Source organism: Rhodococcus quanlei, from assembly GCF_055231015.1.
On the sequence record NZ_JBUYWD010000018.1, the window covers coordinates 97,039 to 111,807 of the forward strand.

The window sequence follows — 14,769 nt, forward strand, 5'->3', positions numbered from 1 at the left end:
TGGAGGTTTGCTGATCCTGGGAGCCGCGGGTTGTGGGTGGGGAATGAACCCGGTGTGATCGCTGTCTATGACTCATGTCACTCGTGGTGGCCCAGTGGTGCCTGACGGCCGAACTGGGTTGATTCTTCATCTACCACCATCGCCTGCCCAGGTGCTATGGTACCGACCGGTAATTTGGCCGTCGGGGCACAAGGACAGGACGAGACAACGTGGGGGCTTCGAAGCCGAACACCGATGCGCAGGAGAGTTCTCTGCCAGGTAGTTCCACGCTGGGCAGGCGCGCGCAGGGCAAGGCCAAGCGCTACCTGTGGTTGTGTGGCGCGGTCGTACCACTCAGCCCGTTCCTGGGATGGGCGCTCGTCGAGACGCTTGGTCCGGGACTTTTCTGGGCGTTCGGTGTGCTGCTGATGGCTATCGTGATCCCGCTCGTCGATCTGGCCACCGGACCGGATCTGAGCAACCCGACAGACGAAGAATCCAAGTCTCTCGAAAACGACCGGTTCTTCCGGTGGTGCACCTATCTTTACCTGCCCGCCCAGTACGCAGGCCTGGTGACGGCCTGCTATCTGTGGGTGAATGCCCCGATGGGCTGGCCGGAACGGTTGGCGCTGGCATCCACCGTCGGTGTGGTCGCGGGCATCGGCATCAACGCCGCTCACGAACTCGGCCACAAGCGCACCAAACACGAGCCCTGGCTCGCGAAGATCGCCCTCGCCCAGTCGGTGTACGGCCATTTCTATGTCGAGCACAACCACGGCCACCACTTGCGGGTGGCGACGCCGGAGGACGCGGCGTCGGCCCGCATGGGGGAATCGTTCTGGCAGTTCCTGCCACGCTCGGTGATCGGCGGCGTCCGGTCCGCATGGCAGTACGAGAGCAAGCGGTTGAAGCGTCGCGGCAAGCGGGTGTGGAGCCCGCAGAACAACGTGCTCAACGCCTGGGCGATGAGCGTGGTGCTCTTTGCCACACTGATCGCAGTGTTCGGCTGGTCCGTGGCTCCGTGGCTGGTCTTCCAGGCAGCTTTCGCGGTGGCGATGCTCGAGGCCGCCAACTACCTCGAGCACTACGGACTGCTGCGTGAGCGGCGCAAGAACGGCCGGTACGAGAAGTGCTCACCCCGGCACAGCTGGAACAGCGATCACCTGTGCAGCAACCTGTTTCTCTACCATTTGCAGCGACACAGTGATCATCACGCCAATCCACTCCGCCGTTATCAGACGCTGCGCACCATGCCCGAGGCCCCGCAATTGCCGGCCGGCTATGCGGTGTTGATGTGGCTGTCGATCGTTCCGCCGCTGTGGCGCAAGGTGATGGACCCGCGGTTGCTGGCGCATTACGACAACGACATCTCGCGGGTCAACATCTACGAACCCAAGCGCGACGAGCTGTTGGCGAAATACCCGCTGCCGGACGTGTCCGGTGCAGCCGAACAGGTTGCACAGCAGGCTGCACGCACAGCGTCAACCGCGTAGCCCGTTCAGGTTGGTGGTGCGCTCGCCGATCCACGACCTCATGGAGTCGATCTCCGTCTGCAGCGCCTCGTCGGTGAGGTCGTCGGAGACGGGCACCGTCTCGGCGAGGGTACCGAGGATCGCGATTGCCCGGCCGCTTCCGTATATCTGTTCGAACAGGTCCCAGTAGGCGTCCTCGTACAGCTTGGTGAACGCGGCAGACTCGAGGAATCGGGTCTTCAAGGGGTTGCCGGCCTGCATCGGTGGCGCGCCTCCGCCCGGCTCGTGTCCACCGGGCTCGGTCCCGGAGGAACCAGCGCCACCCGGACCACCGCCCGGCCCCATGGACACCGTGTCGTGCGGACCCGCGGTGACGTCACCTTGCATCGCCAGGTTCAGATCCCACGAGATGACCGACAGCTTCTGTGTTTCCAGGTCGTACCACAGGTAGTAGTTCTGTCCGGGACCGCTCATGTCGTCACCGTTGGTGAGCAGATTCTGTGTTGCGACATAGCGGGCGAACGACTCCACGTCGACCCAGTCGGCCAGATGCGCGGCGAATTCTTCGTCGCTTGCCGAGTCCATCCAGGCAAGGAAGTCGATGATCGGGGCAAGGTTTCCGCTGTCGACCGCATTGATCTGTTTGAACTGATCGGTGTAGGACGATTGATCGTCTCCGACGTATTCGAATCGTGACGACGCGTCCGCCTTGTAGAGGTAGCCGTCCCTGTCGAGAGTGTCGGTGTCGAACAGCGTGTTGGCATACGTGTCGTCGGGGTGTTCGAGCACCAGCCTGGTGGTGGTGGCGCCGTCGTTCACCGAATACACCGTGTACGCGTACCGCTGAGATGGCTGGCCGGTGTCGGCGGTGAGCGAGAGCGCCATCGCTTCGTTGAGCACCGGCGAGCCGGGACGAACCGCGAGTTCGGTCATGCCCTGGTAGGCCCGTCCGCCGGCGTTCTCGTCGAAGCTGATGAGCAACGGCAGAGAGGTCGGATCGTCGGCCGAGGCCTGCGTCATCATCGGGCCACCCATTGCAGGTGGACCCTGCGCGGGATCGAACCCTTCGGGCGGCGCGAAGCCTTCGGGCCGGTCGATGCCATCGGGCGGTGCCATGTCGGTGCCCCGCACTCCCGCGAGGGTGGAGTTGCCCTTCAGGCGCACCGCTACGTCCTCGATCCGGGTGCCGTCGATGACGACGTCGGCGGTCACCCACTTCTTGTTGCCGGTGTCCTGGAAGGTGGCGATCATGTCGTCGTACTCGACGTCGGTGATCTCGATCGACAACTCGTGCGTGACGGACGTGTCGAACAGGTCCACCGTTCCGGTGATGTTGTCGGTGATCTCCGAGGCGATGACCGTCACGTCGCCGGTGATGTACGGGTGGATTCGGCTCGATCCGAACACCGTCGCCAGCACCACCACGAATACCGCCAACGCGACGGGCAACTTCCAGTGCCGACGCAGCGACGTGGGGATCCGGTGCCGCAGCCTGCGCCGCGGCGGTTGCTGTATGGAACTATCGCCCATCAGATGTCGGTCTGGTCGTATCCGGTCAAAACGGTGACCCGCTGCCCGGTGTTGACGTCGCTCAACGCGGAGATCAGCTCGTTCGGCTTCTTCCCCTTCTTCAATCGGGCCGTGTAGTACAGCTCGGTCAGCGCACCGGATCGGACCGCCTCGGTGGAGACCAGTTCGAAGTCGGTGCAGTACTGGAGCAGCACGTCCTCGACGATCGACGTGTACTCCGGCTCGGGCGGCACCTGTACCTTGACGACCTGCCGTTGGACGTCGAGCTTGAACCAGTTGAACTTGTTCATCAGCACCAGCACCAGGCAGATGGCGATGGTCGCGGCGATTGCCAGCACGTAGAAGCGGGTGCCGGTCGTCATGCCGATGGCCATCACCAGGAAGATGAAGCCGACGTCACGGGTTTCTTTGATGGCGTTGCGGAATCGCACGACCGACAGTGCGCCGACGAGTGCGAAGGCGCGGGCGATGTTGGATCCCACCACCAGCATGATCAGGGCGATGACCATGCCCACCATGACGAGGGTCTGCACGTAGGACTGGCTGTACGAGACGTTCTTGTGGGTGTAGCGGTAGACCCAGCCGATGATGGCGGAGAGCACGAACGACAGGGACAGCGACACGATGATGTCGAATGTCGTGAAGGTTCCGCTCAGGTCTTGGAAGTCGAAGTTCATGAGGTTCCTGTTTCAGAAGATGGGGGCGGGTACTCGGGCGTCGAATCCGTCGGGGAGAACCAGTTCGGGTGCGCCGATCCGGGATCGAGGAGCGAGTTCGAATGCTTGGACCGATTGGCAGTACTTCGAGATGCGGATCACGGACATGCCGAGTCGGGCGGTGAGGTCCGTAGCCCAGTAGGGGACCCGCTCGTTGGCTTTGAGTTCGACGATGGCCAGTTTCGGCGGCACGATGAACCGGTTCTGCGCACCGGAGGCGAAGTGGAAGTCACGGTCGCGTCCGTGCACCTTGTGGTCGATGGTCACTCGCAAACCGAGATCCGCATCGCGGCCCACGAATGCCTCGCGCCGATACCCGGTGGTGACGATTGGCCGCAGGTCGAGATGGCCGAGCAAGGTGGAGACTTCGTTGACGAAGGGACGCTGGGACCGTGAGCATTCGATCTGTTCGCGTCCATTGAGCCAACGTTGCGTAAGGCCGTAAGGCATTGCGGTGCGACGCTTCTGGGTTACCCGATTGACTCGCTGTTTGATCTCCACCTGAACAGGAGTGTCGTTCGTGCACTCGTCCGGGTTGCCGTACAGGCGTAGCCGCAGCTTGCGCCGGAACTTCAGGCCCTCGATCTTCTCCCAGTAGAAGCGCAGATCGGCCGTGTCGTAATACAGCGACGTCACCGGGTAACCCCCGTGTGGGGAGTACGGGTCGGTGTCCATCCGGGCGGCGAGTTCGTCGCGAAGCTCCGGTACCTGTAGCTCGTCGACGAAGTACTTGATCTCGTACCGGTTGAACGCGTGCAGCCTGCTCGCGGTCTGTTGATAACTCATCGGTACAGCACACCCCGGCTACCTCGAGGATTCGTGGGCTGTCGCTGGCAACCGGCTGTGGGTTGTGGTTGCCAGGAAATTCACAGGCAACCTCGAGTCGGCGGTCAGTGTCTCCTGCGAGAATTCACAGCGTGAGCGACTCCACCCCCGAGGCCCGCGTGCTGGTCGTCGACGACGAACCGAGCATCGTCGAGCTGCTGTCCGTGAGCCTGAAGTTTCAGGGCTTCGAGGTAGAAACCGCGACCAACGGTGCCGAGGGGCTCGACCGCGCCCGACGGTTTCAGCCCGACGCGGTGATTCTCGACGTGATGATGCCCGGCATGGATGGCATGGGCATGCTGCGCAGGCTGCGAGCCGACGGCAGCGACGCTCCGGTGCTGTTTCTGACGGCAAAGGACGCCGTCGAGGACAAGGTTGCGGGCCTGACTCTCGGCGCCGACGATTACGTCACCAAACCGTTCAGTCTCGAAGAGGTGATCGCCCGGCTGCGGACGATTCTGCGGCGTGCCGGCAGGGGGACGGAGGCCGAGCGCAGTTCGCGGATCCGATTTGCGGATGTCGAACTAGACGACGACTCGCGCGAGGTGTTCAAGGCGGACGAGCCGGTGTCGCTGTCGCCCACCGAGTTCACGCTGCTGCGGTACTTCATGGTGAACGCGGGCACGGTGCTGAGCAAACCCCGGATCCTCGAGCATGTATGGAACTACGACTTCAACGGTGAGGTCGGTGTCGTCGAGTCGTATGTTTCGTACCTGCGACGCAAGATCGACACGGGCGAGGTGCCGCTGATTCACACCGTTCGCGGCGTCGGCTATGTGATGCGGAAGCCACGTACGTGACTGCGCTTCGGAGGCTGCCGTTGCGGTGGACGCTGATCGCGGCCCTGCTGGTGTTGTCCGGTCTCGGGTTGCTGGCCTCCGGTGTTGCGGTCACCTCGGCGTTGCAGAATTCTCTGCTCACCCGCATCGACCGAGACCTCAGCGACGCGGCGCACACGTGGGCGCGACCCCGGGGACTGCCGCCACCTCCACCTCCGAGTGTTCCGAGTTCGCAGCGTCCGCCGAGTCCGTTCTACGTTCAGGTCACCGCCTCTGACGGCGAGGTTCTGTTGGTGGTGAACGACGAATCGGCCGCACCGGAGGTGCCGTCGGGGCCGACGGGTGGTCCGGTGACCGTTGACTCCGTCGGCGGCGATGATGTGCGTTGGCGTGTGGTGGCTACCGAAGGTCCTGATGGGGTGGTCACCACGGTCGCGGTGAGTTTGTCCGAGGCGGAGGCGACCGCGCAGCGGCTCGTGGTGTTGCAGGCGAGCATCGGTGGCGTGGTTCTCGTTGTGCTCGCGGCGGCGGGCGGATTCGTGGTGCGTCGGAGTCTGCGCCCGCTGCGGGAGGTGGAACGCACCGCTGTCGCCATTGCGGGTGGCGATCTTCACGAGCGTGTGCCCGAGCGCGATCCGCGCACCGAGATCGGCCGGTTGTCGGTGGCACTGAACGGGATGCTCAGCCAGATCCAATCGGCTTTCGCGGCCACGGAGCAGTCGGAAGAGGCGGCGCGCCGCTCGGAGGAGAAGATGCGCCGGTTCGTCGCCGACGCCAGCCACGAGTTGCGTACCCCGCTCACCACCATTCGTGGGTTCGCCGAGTTGTACCGGCAGGGTGCCAGCACCGACACCGACCGGCTGATGGGCCGTATCGAGAGTGAGGCCCAGCGGATGGGGCTGCTGGTCGAGGACTTGTTGATGCTGGCGCGGCTCGATGCTCAGCGGCCCTTGGACCGTGCCCCGGTCGACCTGCTTGCCGTGGCGACGGACGCGGTGCACGGAGCCCGGGCCGTGGCACCCGCCCGTGCCATCGAACTCGAAGTGATGGACTGCTCCAGTGCCCCAGAGGTTCTCGGTGACGATGCTCGTCTGCGGCAGGTGCTCGGAAACCTGGTCACGAATGCGCTCACCCACACATCCGAGGAGGCGAAAGTGACGGTGCGGGTGGGCACCACGGAGGACGACGCGGTCCTCGAAGTCCTCGACACAGGCCAGGGACTGGGCCCCGAAGAACAGGAGCGGGTGTTCGAACGCTTCTATCGGGCGGACTCCTCGCGTACCCGGGCGTCCGGCGGCAGCGGTTTGGGCTTGTCGATCGTTGCGGCGTTGGTTGCCGCACACGGCGGCCGCGTCGAAGTCGACTCCACGAAGGGGGTCGGCACCACTTTTCGTGTCTTCCTTCCCCTCCCACCCCGGCCGATGTCACACACGTTCGACTCAGGAGAACCAGTGTGACATTCGCCGGAGCGGGGTCAGGTGGGGGTCGCCCAGGCGATGATGTTGTCCGCGTAACCCAATGGTGCGCCGACGAACTCGCCACCACAGGTGATCAGTGCCAGCAGTTCTGGACCGTCGAGGCGGTTGAGGCGAGCGGTCGGCAGTGCACCGGAGGCCTTGTCGTAGTGTTCGACTTCCTGCACCGCATAACGGTATTCGGCGCCGTCGGCGGAGCTGAGGGTGACCACATCGCCCGGTTGTAGTCCGATGAATTTCTTCGCGAACCCGACCTGACCGTTGCCGTTGATGTGGCCGGTCATCACGATGGTGCCGCCCACCCTGTCGCCGGGCATGTCGGAATCCTCCCACCAGCCGATGCGGTCCAGCCGCTCAGGCGGTAGTAGCACGCCGTCCTTGTCGGTGCTGATCGTGACGATCCGAGTGGAGTCGTCACCGGACAACGTGATGGTCGTCGGCGCCCACTCGGCCGGAGCAGGTTGCACAGGCTCCGCGGTGACGGGCACGTTCGCGGACGGCGACGACCGGCCGGAGGCTTGCTGCGCATCGGTGCCGCATGCGCCGACTGCCAGCACCACTGCCGAGATCCCCACCGCGAGTGAACGCTTCACGACTTAATCCCTACACGTGGAGCGGTCCGGACGGCACCGACTTGATCGGGGTGCGATCGTGACTCGGCACCGTCACGTCGATGTCGTTCTGTTGCACGTTCACATCGGGGGTGTCTGCGGGAGGTGTTGTCGGGACGGGCATTCCGGCGTCGGTGGCGACGGTGAAGTTGACCGGTGTGCTCGTCGACTGACCGCCCTTGCTGGTGCATTGCACCGTCACGGTGTAGTTGCCGTCGGGGAGCATCACGTCGTAGTAGGTGATCGACGCACCGCCCGAGGTCCATTGGTTGGGGACGAAATTGCCGTCCCGCACGACGGTCGGTCCGCAGGTGGAAATGATCTGTTTGGGGTCGTTGGGGTTGTGCACCGTCAACTGCACCGCCGATCCGTTTCCGCCGACCTCGACGATCGGGGCCAGGAGCGTTGGCTCGTCGGGGAATTCGTCCACGCTGTCGGGCACGCCGTCGCCGTCGCTGTCGGTGTCGTCAGGCGGCTGCGTGGGCGGGTTGTCCTCGCACACTGTCGCGTTGTTCACCGCTTCGGCGGCTGCGGTATGTGCGGCGTTGGCGTCGCTGATGGTGGCCTGCTCTTGCTCTGTGACGTCGGCTCCGCCAGGAGATTCCGGCGTCCTGGCATCGGTCTTCACCTGTTGCGCTTGGTCGGCTGCCACGCTGCGATTCGCGGTGAGCTGGTCGTATTCGGCCTGCGTGAGGCATCCGCCTTGTGGCGCTCCGCTGGCCACGCCCCCGCCCACCAGCGCGCCTCCGGCAAGGACGACGGCCGCTACCAATCTCCCGCTTCTGCGTGCGATGTTCATGATGTGGTCCTGCCCTTCTCGAACGGGGCAGCGGTCGTGCCGGTCAGCGGCACGAACTCCGCTGTTACGTGATTAATCGTTCGATTTCGGGGCCCTGTTACCAGCGAGGCACACAGCGCCGTCCGGCGAATGTCACACCGGTTCGCGCGAGTAGAACGTGTGTGACATCGGCAGGGGGGGAGGCGGAGACCTCCGGGTTTCCCGCCTGACGGGAAAGGTGCTCACAAGATCGCCCCGTGCTGTGAGCCTCGTCTCATAAGCGCAAACAAACAGACGTAACGCGGCGATCGGAGACGGGCATGACGAACAGGGTTCTCGAGTACATCAACGAGCATGCGGACGAATTGTTCGCGCAGGGTGCCGAGGCCGAACGGATCGGTTCGCTGACCGACAAAACGGTGCAGCTGCTCACCGAAGCCGACGCGATGCGCATGTTGCAGCCGGCCGAGTACGGCGGGCTCGAGTACCGGCCCCGTGAGTTCGCCGAGACGGTGATGCGCCTCGCTTCCCTCGACCCGGCGGCGGGCTGGGTGCTGGGTGTGTGCGGCGTCCATCCGTGGCAGCTGGCCTACAACGACACGCGGGTGCGAGAGGAGGTGTGGGGGCCGGACTCGAGCATCTGGATGGCCTCGCCGTACCTGCCCGGTGGCCTGCTGGTGCCACAGGGTGACGGCACGTACCACTTCAGCGGAAACTGGCAGTTCTCTTCGGGCACGGATCATTGCCGCTGGGCGTTTCTCGGCGGAATGCTCGCCGGCGAGGACGGGAAGATGGTCCAGCCGCCGCAGATGGTGCATGTGATCGTGCCGCGCGGGGACTATCGGATCGTCGAAGATTCGTGGGATGTGGTGGGCCTGCGGGGCACGGGCAGCAAGGACCTCGTCATCGAAGGCTGCACAGTTCCGGATTACCGGGTGATGACGTGGGAGGACGTGTCCGACGGAACGGGTCAGGCGCGGTCGGGCCGCACGGAGACGCTGTACAAGATGCCGTGGTCCAACATGTTTCCGCTGGGTATCTCGTCGGCCACCGTCGGCATCTGTGAGGGGTTGTTGCGGCTGGCCCAGGAATACCAAGCGGACCGTATCGATGCGAACGGCGTCAAGGTCAAGGACGACCCGTACACGATGTACGACTTCGGTGGGCTCGTGGCGGATCTGCGTGCGGCGCGCACGGAGTTGCTCGACAACGCCGACTTCTTCTGGGATCTGACCGAGCGGGGCGAGGTCGCCACGTTCGCGCAGCGTGCTCAGGGGCGGGCGACGCAGGTGCGCGCGGCGTGGCGTGCCGTCACCGCGGCAAACGAGATCTACGCCCGCTGCGGGGGCAATGCTCTGCGCATGGATCAGCCGATGCAGAGGTTCTGGCGTGACGCCCAGGCCGGCATCCACCACGCGATCCATTCGCCGAACACCGTCTACCACGCGGCGACGCTCAGCTCGCTCGGCGCCGAACCGCAGGGGCCGCTGCGCAAGATGATCTGAAGTCGCCCGCCGATCCCACCGGACCATTCACCGAACGAAACGAGGACACACAGATGATCGAGGTAAGCAACCCACGCGAGATCAAGGCGCTGGGATATGTCGAGGTGCAGACGAACGACATGGAGCGCTGGCGCACACTCGCGTTCGACGTGCTCGGCTTCGCGAAGGGCTCGGGCCCGGACGCGGACGCCCTGTACCTACGGATGGACGAGCGTGCGGCACGCATCATCGTCAAGCCCGGGGAGGAGGACAAGGTGAGTGTCGTCGGCTGGGAAGTGCGTGATCAGGAGGCACTCGGTCGAGTGCGTGCGTCCGTCGAGGAATCGGGGACGACCGTGCGGGACCTGACAGCCGAGGAGGCCGACGCGCGCCGGGTGGAGGCGGCGATCGCGTTCGACGACCCCGCGGGTACGCAGATCGAGGTGTTCCACAGCGCGTTGCTGGACCATAGTCCGGTGGTGACTCCGCACGGTGCCACGTTCGTCACCGGCAAGCAGGGACTCGGCCACGTCGTCGTCCCGGTGCCCGACCAGGACGCGGCGTACGACTTCTATGTCAAGACGCTCGGATTCCTGCCGCGTGGGGCGTTTCGGATGGACGTGCCGCCGGAGGCCGGGATCATGCGGATCCGGTTCTTCGGGGTCAACGAGCGCCATCACAGCCTGGCGATGATGCCGTCCCCCAAGCAGGGGCCGGGTTTGATTCACATCATGGTCGAGGTGGACTCTCTGGACGCGGTCGGTCAGGCGCAGGACCGCGTGGTGGCCGAGGGAATCTCCCTGTCGTCCACGCTGGGGCGGCACACCAACGACAAGATGGTCTCCTTCTATGTGCGTGCTCCGGGCGGCTGGGACATCGAGTTCGGCTGTGACGGGATGCTCGTCGACGAGACGCATTACACGGCCGAGGAAATCACCGCCGACAGCTACTGGGGTCACGACTGGTCCGGCTCGGAACCGCTGGGGGTGATTGCGTGAGGACGGAACGGGAACGGTGCCGGCGATGATCGGTCGCATGCGGTGAGTTAGCGCTGGCACGCTCCCCGCATCCCACCGAGCGAGACCGATTCGGGGAGGCCGCGACGGTCTTCGCCATGATGAGGCGGTGGCCACCCGTGAGGGAGAGGAGGCAGGCGATGAGCGGTATTTCCGACTCCGGAGAGTTCCTGTCGATGCTGGACAAGGTCGACCTCATTCTCGATGCCGTCGAGGAGGAGGGGCATCTGACGTTGTCGGGTGTGATGGAGCGTACGGGGCTGGCGCGTTCGACTACTCATCGCCTGTTGATGCAGATGGAACGCAAGCGGTGGCTGTTTCGCGTCGGCACGAATTACGAGTTGGGTGTGCGGCTGTTCGACCTCGGGACCAAGAGTGTGCGCAATCACTGGTTCTATGGCCGGGCGCTCCCGACTCTGCATTGGCTGCACGCGTACACGGGGCATGTCGTGCATTTGACGTATCTCGACGGTGGGGAAGCGGTCGTCTGGGACAAGCTTGGGGACGGAAAGTTCGGCATGTCGGTGCCGAGCCGGGTCGGTTCCCATATGCCGGCGAACTCGACGGCGTCGGGGAAGGCGTTGCTCGCGGCGCAGCCGCCGGGGCTGGTCGAGGGAATCGGAGCATTTACGCAGGTCACCGACCGGACGATCGTTTCACGGTCGGCCCTGCACCGCGAGTTGGAGGCCATCCGCAAGCGCGGGTGCGCGACCGACGAGGGCGAATGGGTGCCGGGCATCGGCTGCGTCGCTACCACGGTCCACGCCGGTGGATCGGTGAAGGATGCCTACCGCACCACCGCCGCGATCTCGGTTTGCGTCCCGATCGACCGGCTGGATTCGCGTCTGTTCGCTCCGCTGGAGGCGGCGAGGGAACGGATCGTTCAGAGCACTCGGGTGAACCCGATGGACGACTCGGTCGGGATCGACCGAACGACGAGCAATACGAAGGAGAAGTTCCAGTGACCGTACATGTCGACTATGCGTCCTCACGTCGGGAAGTGACGACCGAGGCGGGGGTGCTGCGGTACCACGAGGTGGGCGACGGGCCCCCGTTGCTGCTGCTGCACGGTTCCGGGCCCGGGGTGACGGGGTGGCAGAACTTCCGTGGCGTGGTCGGTGACCTGGGGGAGCGTTTCCGATGCCTGATTTTGGAGTTCCCCGGTTTCGGGGTGAGTGACCCTGGAGACGAGCATCCGTTCACGATGGCCGGTGCATCGGTGGGTCGGTTCCTCGACGCGCTGGGGCTGGGTCCGGTGGATGTGATCGGCAACTCGATGGGCGGGATCGTCGGCGCCCGTGTGGCCATCGCCGAGCCGTGGCGCATCAGGCGATTGGTGACGATCGGTGGGATCGGCAAACCGGTGTTCGGTAGCAATCCCAGCGAGGGTATCAAGACGCTGATCGAGTTCACGGACGATCCGACGCGTGAGCGTCTGCTCCGGTGGCTGCATGCGATGGTCTACGACCCGGCGACGGTCACCGAACAGCTCATCGAGGAGCGTTGGCGTTTGGCCACCGACCCGGAGACGTTGGCGATCGCGCGCCGGATGTACGGTTCCGCGGCGTTCGCGTCGAATGCGGAGGCGACGAAGCTCAGTGCCGCGACCCCGTACTGGGCGCAACTCGACAAGATTACGGCGCCCACGTTGCTCACCTGGGGTCGAGACGATCGGGTGAGCCCGGTCGACATGGCGATGCTGCCGATGCGCGACATTCCCGGCGCGGAATTGCATGTGTTCCCGGACTGTGGGCACTGGACGATGATCGAGGCGAGGGAGGCGTGGCTGTCTGCGGTGACAGCGTTTCTTACCCGCCCGGCGGCGGATCGTCAGGCGGGGGATTTCCCTCCCAGCGGGAACGATCTGTCGTAGTCACTTCGGGGCGGCAATGTGAGCTGCACCACTGTGAGGTGGTTGCCGCATGGCGGTAGCTGTCGATCGTATTCGGAGGTTGTGATGACACAGGTCGAGGATCGTCCCGCGGGCGAAGTGAGTGACGAGAAGGTGCGCCGGATCGATGCGGGCAACAATCCGACACGGTTTGCCCGCGGCTGGCATTGCCTGGGGCTGGCGCAGGCGTTCCGCGACGGTGAGGCGCATGAGGTGTATGCGTTCGGCGGGAAGCTGGTCGTCTGGCAGGACTCGAACGGGGACCTGAAGGTGCTCGACGCGTATTGCCGGCACATGGGCGGCGACCTTTCGCAAGGCACGGTCAAGGGTGACGAGATCGCTTGCCCGTTCCACGACTGGCGCTGGGGTGGCGACGGCAAGTGCAAGCAGATCCCGTACGCCAGGCGGGTGCCGCCGTTGGCTCGCACCCAGGCCTGGCGGTCGTTGGAACGCAACGGTCAACTGTTCGTCTGGCACGACCCCGAGAACGGCAAGCCGACCGAGGACGAGGTGATCCCGGAGATCGCCGGCTATGGCACCGACGACTGGACCGACTGGGCGTGGGACTCGGTGGTGATCGAGGGTTCGCACTGCCGGGAGATCGTCGACAACGTCGTCGACATGGCGCATTTCTACTACATCCATCTGAACCAGCCGCTGCACTTCCGCAATGTGTTCGAGAACCACATCGCCACGCAGGAGATGTCGTTCAAACCGCGGGCGGACATGGCGGGCGAGGAATTCGTCGATTTCGGCGACGAAAGCGTGACGCAGTCGTACGCCTCGTATTACGGACCGTCCTACATGATCAACCGGTTGGTGGCCGACGGTGGGCTCGAAGTGATTCTGATCAACTGCCATTACCCGATCCGCCCGGACGCGTTCGAGCTGCAGTACGGCGTGATCGTGAAGAAGATCCCGGGAATGCCGGACGAGCAGGCGCGTGAGCTGGCCACCCAGTTCGGGCACGGCACCATGAAGACCTTCGAGCAGGACGTGACGATCTGGAAGAACAAGTCCCGCATCGACAATCCACTCCTGTGCGAGGACGACGGCCCGGTCTATCAGCTACGCCGCTGGTACAGCCAGTTCTATGTGGACCGGGCCGACGTGTCCGAGGACATGGTGCGCCGTTTCGAGTTCGACGTGGACGTGACGAAGGCGAACGAGTACTGGGACCGCGAGGTGGCGCAGAATGTGGAACGCAAACGCGCCGAACGGGCGACGGCGTGACCATGCGGGAGATTGCTTGTGCGCAGTGCGGCACCCGCGTGCTGGCGGAGAAGTACAGCGTGCAGCACACCAGCGTCCAGTGGCTCGACCCCGTCCCCGGGGCCTGCCCTCTGATGGGACGACGGGGTGAGCCCGAGGGTGCGGAAGAGTTTCGGGGCCGGGTGGTCGGGGAAATATGCCCGGCGCTGTACGCGACGATCGACCGGGCCGCCCGCGAAGGGGTCCTGCCGTTGTCGTTGCGTAGTGAGCCGGTTCCGGGGCTTCTGCGATGAGGTGGGTTCTGCGATGACTAGGGGTAGCGAAGTGACGATGAACTCGGTGGCAGGCACACGGACGGCGCGCGCCAGTCCGGCAGTACCCGAGGATCTGCGCAGCGTGTTGGGTAATTTCTGTACAGGGGTCGCGGTGATCACTGCCCACGACGGGGCGCGACCGCTCGGTTTCGCGTGTCAGTCGGTGACGTCGTTGTCCTTGGATCCGCCGTACGTGTCGTTCTGTCCGGCGCGGACCTCGTCGAGTTGGCCCGCCATGCGCGGATCCCGGTGCCTGTGCATCAACGTATTGGCCGTCGATCAGCGTGACCTGTGCGGACGTTTCGCCGTGCGCGGCGGCGACAAGTTCGCGGGAGTCGAATGGTCCCGCGCGCAAAACGGAGCGCCGGCCCTGCACGGGGTGATTGCGCGGATCGAGGTGGAGCTCGAGGCCGAGCATCCGGCGGGCGATCACACGATCGCGATCGGTCGCGTCACTGCCCTCGATGTCGAGCGTGTCGCAGATCCGTTGCTGTTTTTCCGCGGCGGATACGGCAGTTTCGTCGGCGCCGGGTAAAATGGAAGCGGGGGAGAACATCGTCATCGAAGGCGCCTTCTGATGGGCAGGTCTCGGTGAACAACTGCTTCAACAACTCGGCGAGGCCGGCTACACCGAATTGAGCATCGTTGACGTCGAAGAGCCTGTAGGGATCTTCACTTCCGGCGCAG

Annotated in this window: 15 protein-coding genes; 10 read left to right on the forward strand and 5 right to left on the reverse strand. The window is 64.6% G+C overall.

Features of this window, described 5'->3' with window-relative positions; genetic code table 11:
* The first annotated feature begins 251 nt into the window (after window positions 1-251).
* On the forward strand, window positions 252-1,472 hold the full coding sequence (locus ACZI8Q_RS14165) for an alkane 1-monooxygenase (RefSeq protein ID WP_463374243.1): 1,221 nt from the start codon (window positions 252-254) through the stop codon (window positions 1,470-1,472).
* Here the strand turns inward: ACZI8Q_RS14165 and ACZI8Q_RS14170 are convergent.
* Genes ACZI8Q_RS14170 through ACZI8Q_RS14180 form a run of 3 tightly spaced genes read right to left on the reverse strand, consistent with a single transcriptional unit; the run spans window position 1,461 to window position 4,483 of the window.
* Window positions 1,461-2,981 (reverse strand): CotH kinase family protein, encoded by a 1,521-nt coding sequence (locus ACZI8Q_RS14170; protein ID WP_463374179.1) that lies wholly within the window; start codon window positions 2,979-2,981, stop codon window positions 1,461-1,463. The genes ACZI8Q_RS14165 and ACZI8Q_RS14170 overlap by 12 nt on opposite strands.
* The gene (locus ACZI8Q_RS14175; RefSeq protein WP_463374180.1) at window positions 2,981-3,658 is read right to left on the reverse strand and encodes a DUF4956 domain-containing protein; all 678 of its coding nucleotides are present in this window, start codon (window positions 3,656-3,658) and stop codon (window positions 2,981-2,983) included. Before ACZI8Q_RS14175 ends, ACZI8Q_RS14170 begins: the two co-directional genes overlap by 1 nt.
* A 12-nt stretch (window positions 3,659-3,670) precedes the next feature.
* Window positions 3,671-4,483: a VTC domain-containing protein gene (locus ACZI8Q_RS14180; protein ID WP_463374181.1), complete on the reverse strand. Its 813-nt coding sequence runs from the start codon at window positions 4,481-4,483 to the stop codon at window positions 3,671-3,673.
* Between the two features lie 131 nt (window positions 4,484-4,614).
* On the opposite strand from ACZI8Q_RS14180, the gene ACZI8Q_RS14185 reads away from it, so the two are divergent.
* Both ACZI8Q_RS14185 and ACZI8Q_RS14190 read left to right on the forward strand, forming a co-directional pair.
* Window positions 4,615-5,322 (forward strand): response regulator transcription factor, encoded by a 708-nt coding sequence (locus tag ACZI8Q_RS14185; RefSeq protein WP_463374182.1) that lies wholly within the window; start codon window positions 4,615-4,617, stop codon window positions 5,320-5,322.
* Entirely contained in the window at window positions 5,319-6,758 is a 1,440-nt protein-coding gene (locus tag ACZI8Q_RS14190; RefSeq protein ID WP_463374184.1) for a sensor histidine kinase, read from the forward strand. The genes ACZI8Q_RS14185 and ACZI8Q_RS14190 overlap by 4 nt, the downstream gene beginning before the upstream one ends.
* A 17-nt stretch (window positions 6,759-6,775) precedes the next feature.
* On the opposite strand, the gene ACZI8Q_RS14195 is transcribed toward ACZI8Q_RS14190, so the two are convergent.
* Both ACZI8Q_RS14195 and ACZI8Q_RS14200 read right to left on the reverse strand, forming a co-directional pair.
* Window positions 6,776-7,369 carry a class F sortase gene (locus ACZI8Q_RS14195; RefSeq protein WP_463374185.1) on the reverse strand — a complete coding sequence of 198 codons (594 nt, stop codon included), beginning with the start codon at window positions 7,367-7,369 and terminating at the stop codon, window positions 6,776-6,778.
* A 10-nt stretch (window positions 7,370-7,379) separates the two neighbouring features.
* Window positions 7,380-8,186, reverse strand: a complete 807-nt coding sequence (locus tag ACZI8Q_RS14200) for a hypothetical protein (RefSeq protein WP_463374186.1) — start codon at window positions 8,184-8,186, stop codon at window positions 7,380-7,382.
* Between the two features lie 299 nt (window positions 8,187-8,485).
* On the opposite strand from ACZI8Q_RS14200, the gene ACZI8Q_RS14205 reads away from it, so the two are divergent.
* The 7 genes from ACZI8Q_RS14205 to ACZI8Q_RS14235 all read left to right on the forward strand — a co-directional run bounded on the left by ACZI8Q_RS14205 (window position 8,486) and on the right by ACZI8Q_RS14235 (window position 14,617).
* A complete protein-coding gene (locus ACZI8Q_RS14205; RefSeq protein WP_463374187.1) occupies window positions 8,486-9,670 on the forward strand; it encodes an acyl-CoA dehydrogenase family protein in 1,185 nt (394 codons plus the stop codon).
* A gap of 53 nt (window positions 9,671-9,723) precedes the next feature.
* Window positions 9,724-10,647, forward strand: a complete 924-nt coding sequence (bphC, locus tag ACZI8Q_RS14210) for a biphenyl-2,3-diol 1,2-dioxygenase (RefSeq protein WP_463374188.1) — start codon at window positions 9,724-9,726, stop codon at window positions 10,645-10,647.
* A 158-nt stretch (window positions 10,648-10,805) separates the two neighbouring features.
* Window positions 10,806-11,630 (forward strand): IclR family transcriptional regulator, encoded by an 825-nt coding sequence (locus tag ACZI8Q_RS14215; protein WP_463374189.1) that lies wholly within the window; start codon window positions 10,806-10,808, stop codon window positions 11,628-11,630.
* Window positions 11,627-12,538, forward strand: coding sequence for an alpha/beta fold hydrolase (locus ACZI8Q_RS14220; protein WP_463374190.1), 912 nt, complete (start codon window positions 11,627-11,629; stop codon window positions 12,536-12,538). The genes ACZI8Q_RS14215 and ACZI8Q_RS14220 overlap by 4 nt, the downstream gene beginning before the upstream one ends.
* Before the next feature lie 84 nt (window positions 12,539-12,622).
* Window positions 12,623-13,789 carry a Rieske 2Fe-2S domain-containing protein gene (locus ACZI8Q_RS14225; protein WP_463374191.1) on the forward strand — a complete coding sequence of 389 codons (1,167 nt, stop codon included), beginning with the start codon at window positions 12,623-12,625 and terminating at the stop codon, window positions 13,787-13,789.
* Window positions 13,790-13,791: 2 nt separating this feature from the next.
* Window positions 13,792-14,061 (forward strand): hypothetical protein, encoded by a 270-nt coding sequence (locus tag ACZI8Q_RS14230; RefSeq protein WP_463374192.1) that lies wholly within the window; start codon window positions 13,792-13,794, stop codon window positions 14,059-14,061.
* Window positions 14,062-14,098: 37 nt separating this feature from the next.
* Entirely contained in the window at window positions 14,099-14,617 is a 519-nt protein-coding gene (locus ACZI8Q_RS14235; protein WP_463374244.1) for a flavin reductase family protein, read from the forward strand.
* Window positions 14,618-14,769: the final 152 nt, after the last annotated feature.

What these genes read in the sequence shown, in the direction of transcription:
- ACZI8Q_RS14170 (WP_463374179.1), bottom strand. Translation starts at nt 2,981, where the DNA reads ATGGGCGATAGTTCCATACAGCAACCGCCGCGGCGCAGGCTGCGGCAC.
- ACZI8Q_RS14175 (WP_463374180.1), bottom strand. Translation starts at nt 3,658, where the DNA reads ATGAACTTCGACTTCCAAGACCTGAGCGGAACCTTCACGACATTCGAC.
- ACZI8Q_RS14180 (WP_463374181.1), bottom strand. Translation starts at nt 4,483, where the DNA reads ATGAGTTATCAACAGACCGCGAGCAGGCTGCACGCGTTCAACCGGTAC.
- ACZI8Q_RS14200 (WP_463374186.1), bottom strand. Translation starts at nt 8,186, where the DNA reads ATGAACATCGCACGCAGAAGCGGGAGATTGGTAGCGGCCGTCGTCCTT.
- ACZI8Q_RS14205 (WP_463374187.1), top strand. Translation starts at nt 8,486, where the DNA reads ATGACGAACAGGGTTCTCGAGTACATCAACGAGCATGCGGACGAATTG.
- bphC (WP_463374188.1), top strand. Translation starts at nt 9,724, where the DNA reads ATGATCGAGGTAAGCAACCCACGCGAGATCAAGGCGCTGGGATATGTC.
- ACZI8Q_RS14215 (WP_463374189.1), top strand. Translation starts at nt 10,806, where the DNA reads ATGAGCGGTATTTCCGACTCCGGAGAGTTCCTGTCGATGCTGGACAAG.
- ACZI8Q_RS14225 (WP_463374191.1), top strand. Translation starts at nt 12,623, where the DNA reads ATGACACAGGTCGAGGATCGTCCCGCGGGCGAAGTGAGTGACGAGAAG.
- ACZI8Q_RS14230 (WP_463374192.1), top strand. Translation starts at nt 13,792, where the DNA reads ATGCGGGAGATTGCTTGTGCGCAGTGCGGCACCCGCGTGCTGGCGGAG.
- ACZI8Q_RS14235 (WP_463374244.1), top strand. Translation starts at nt 14,099, where the DNA reads ATGAACTCGGTGGCAGGCACACGGACGGCGCGCGCCAGTCCGGCAGTA.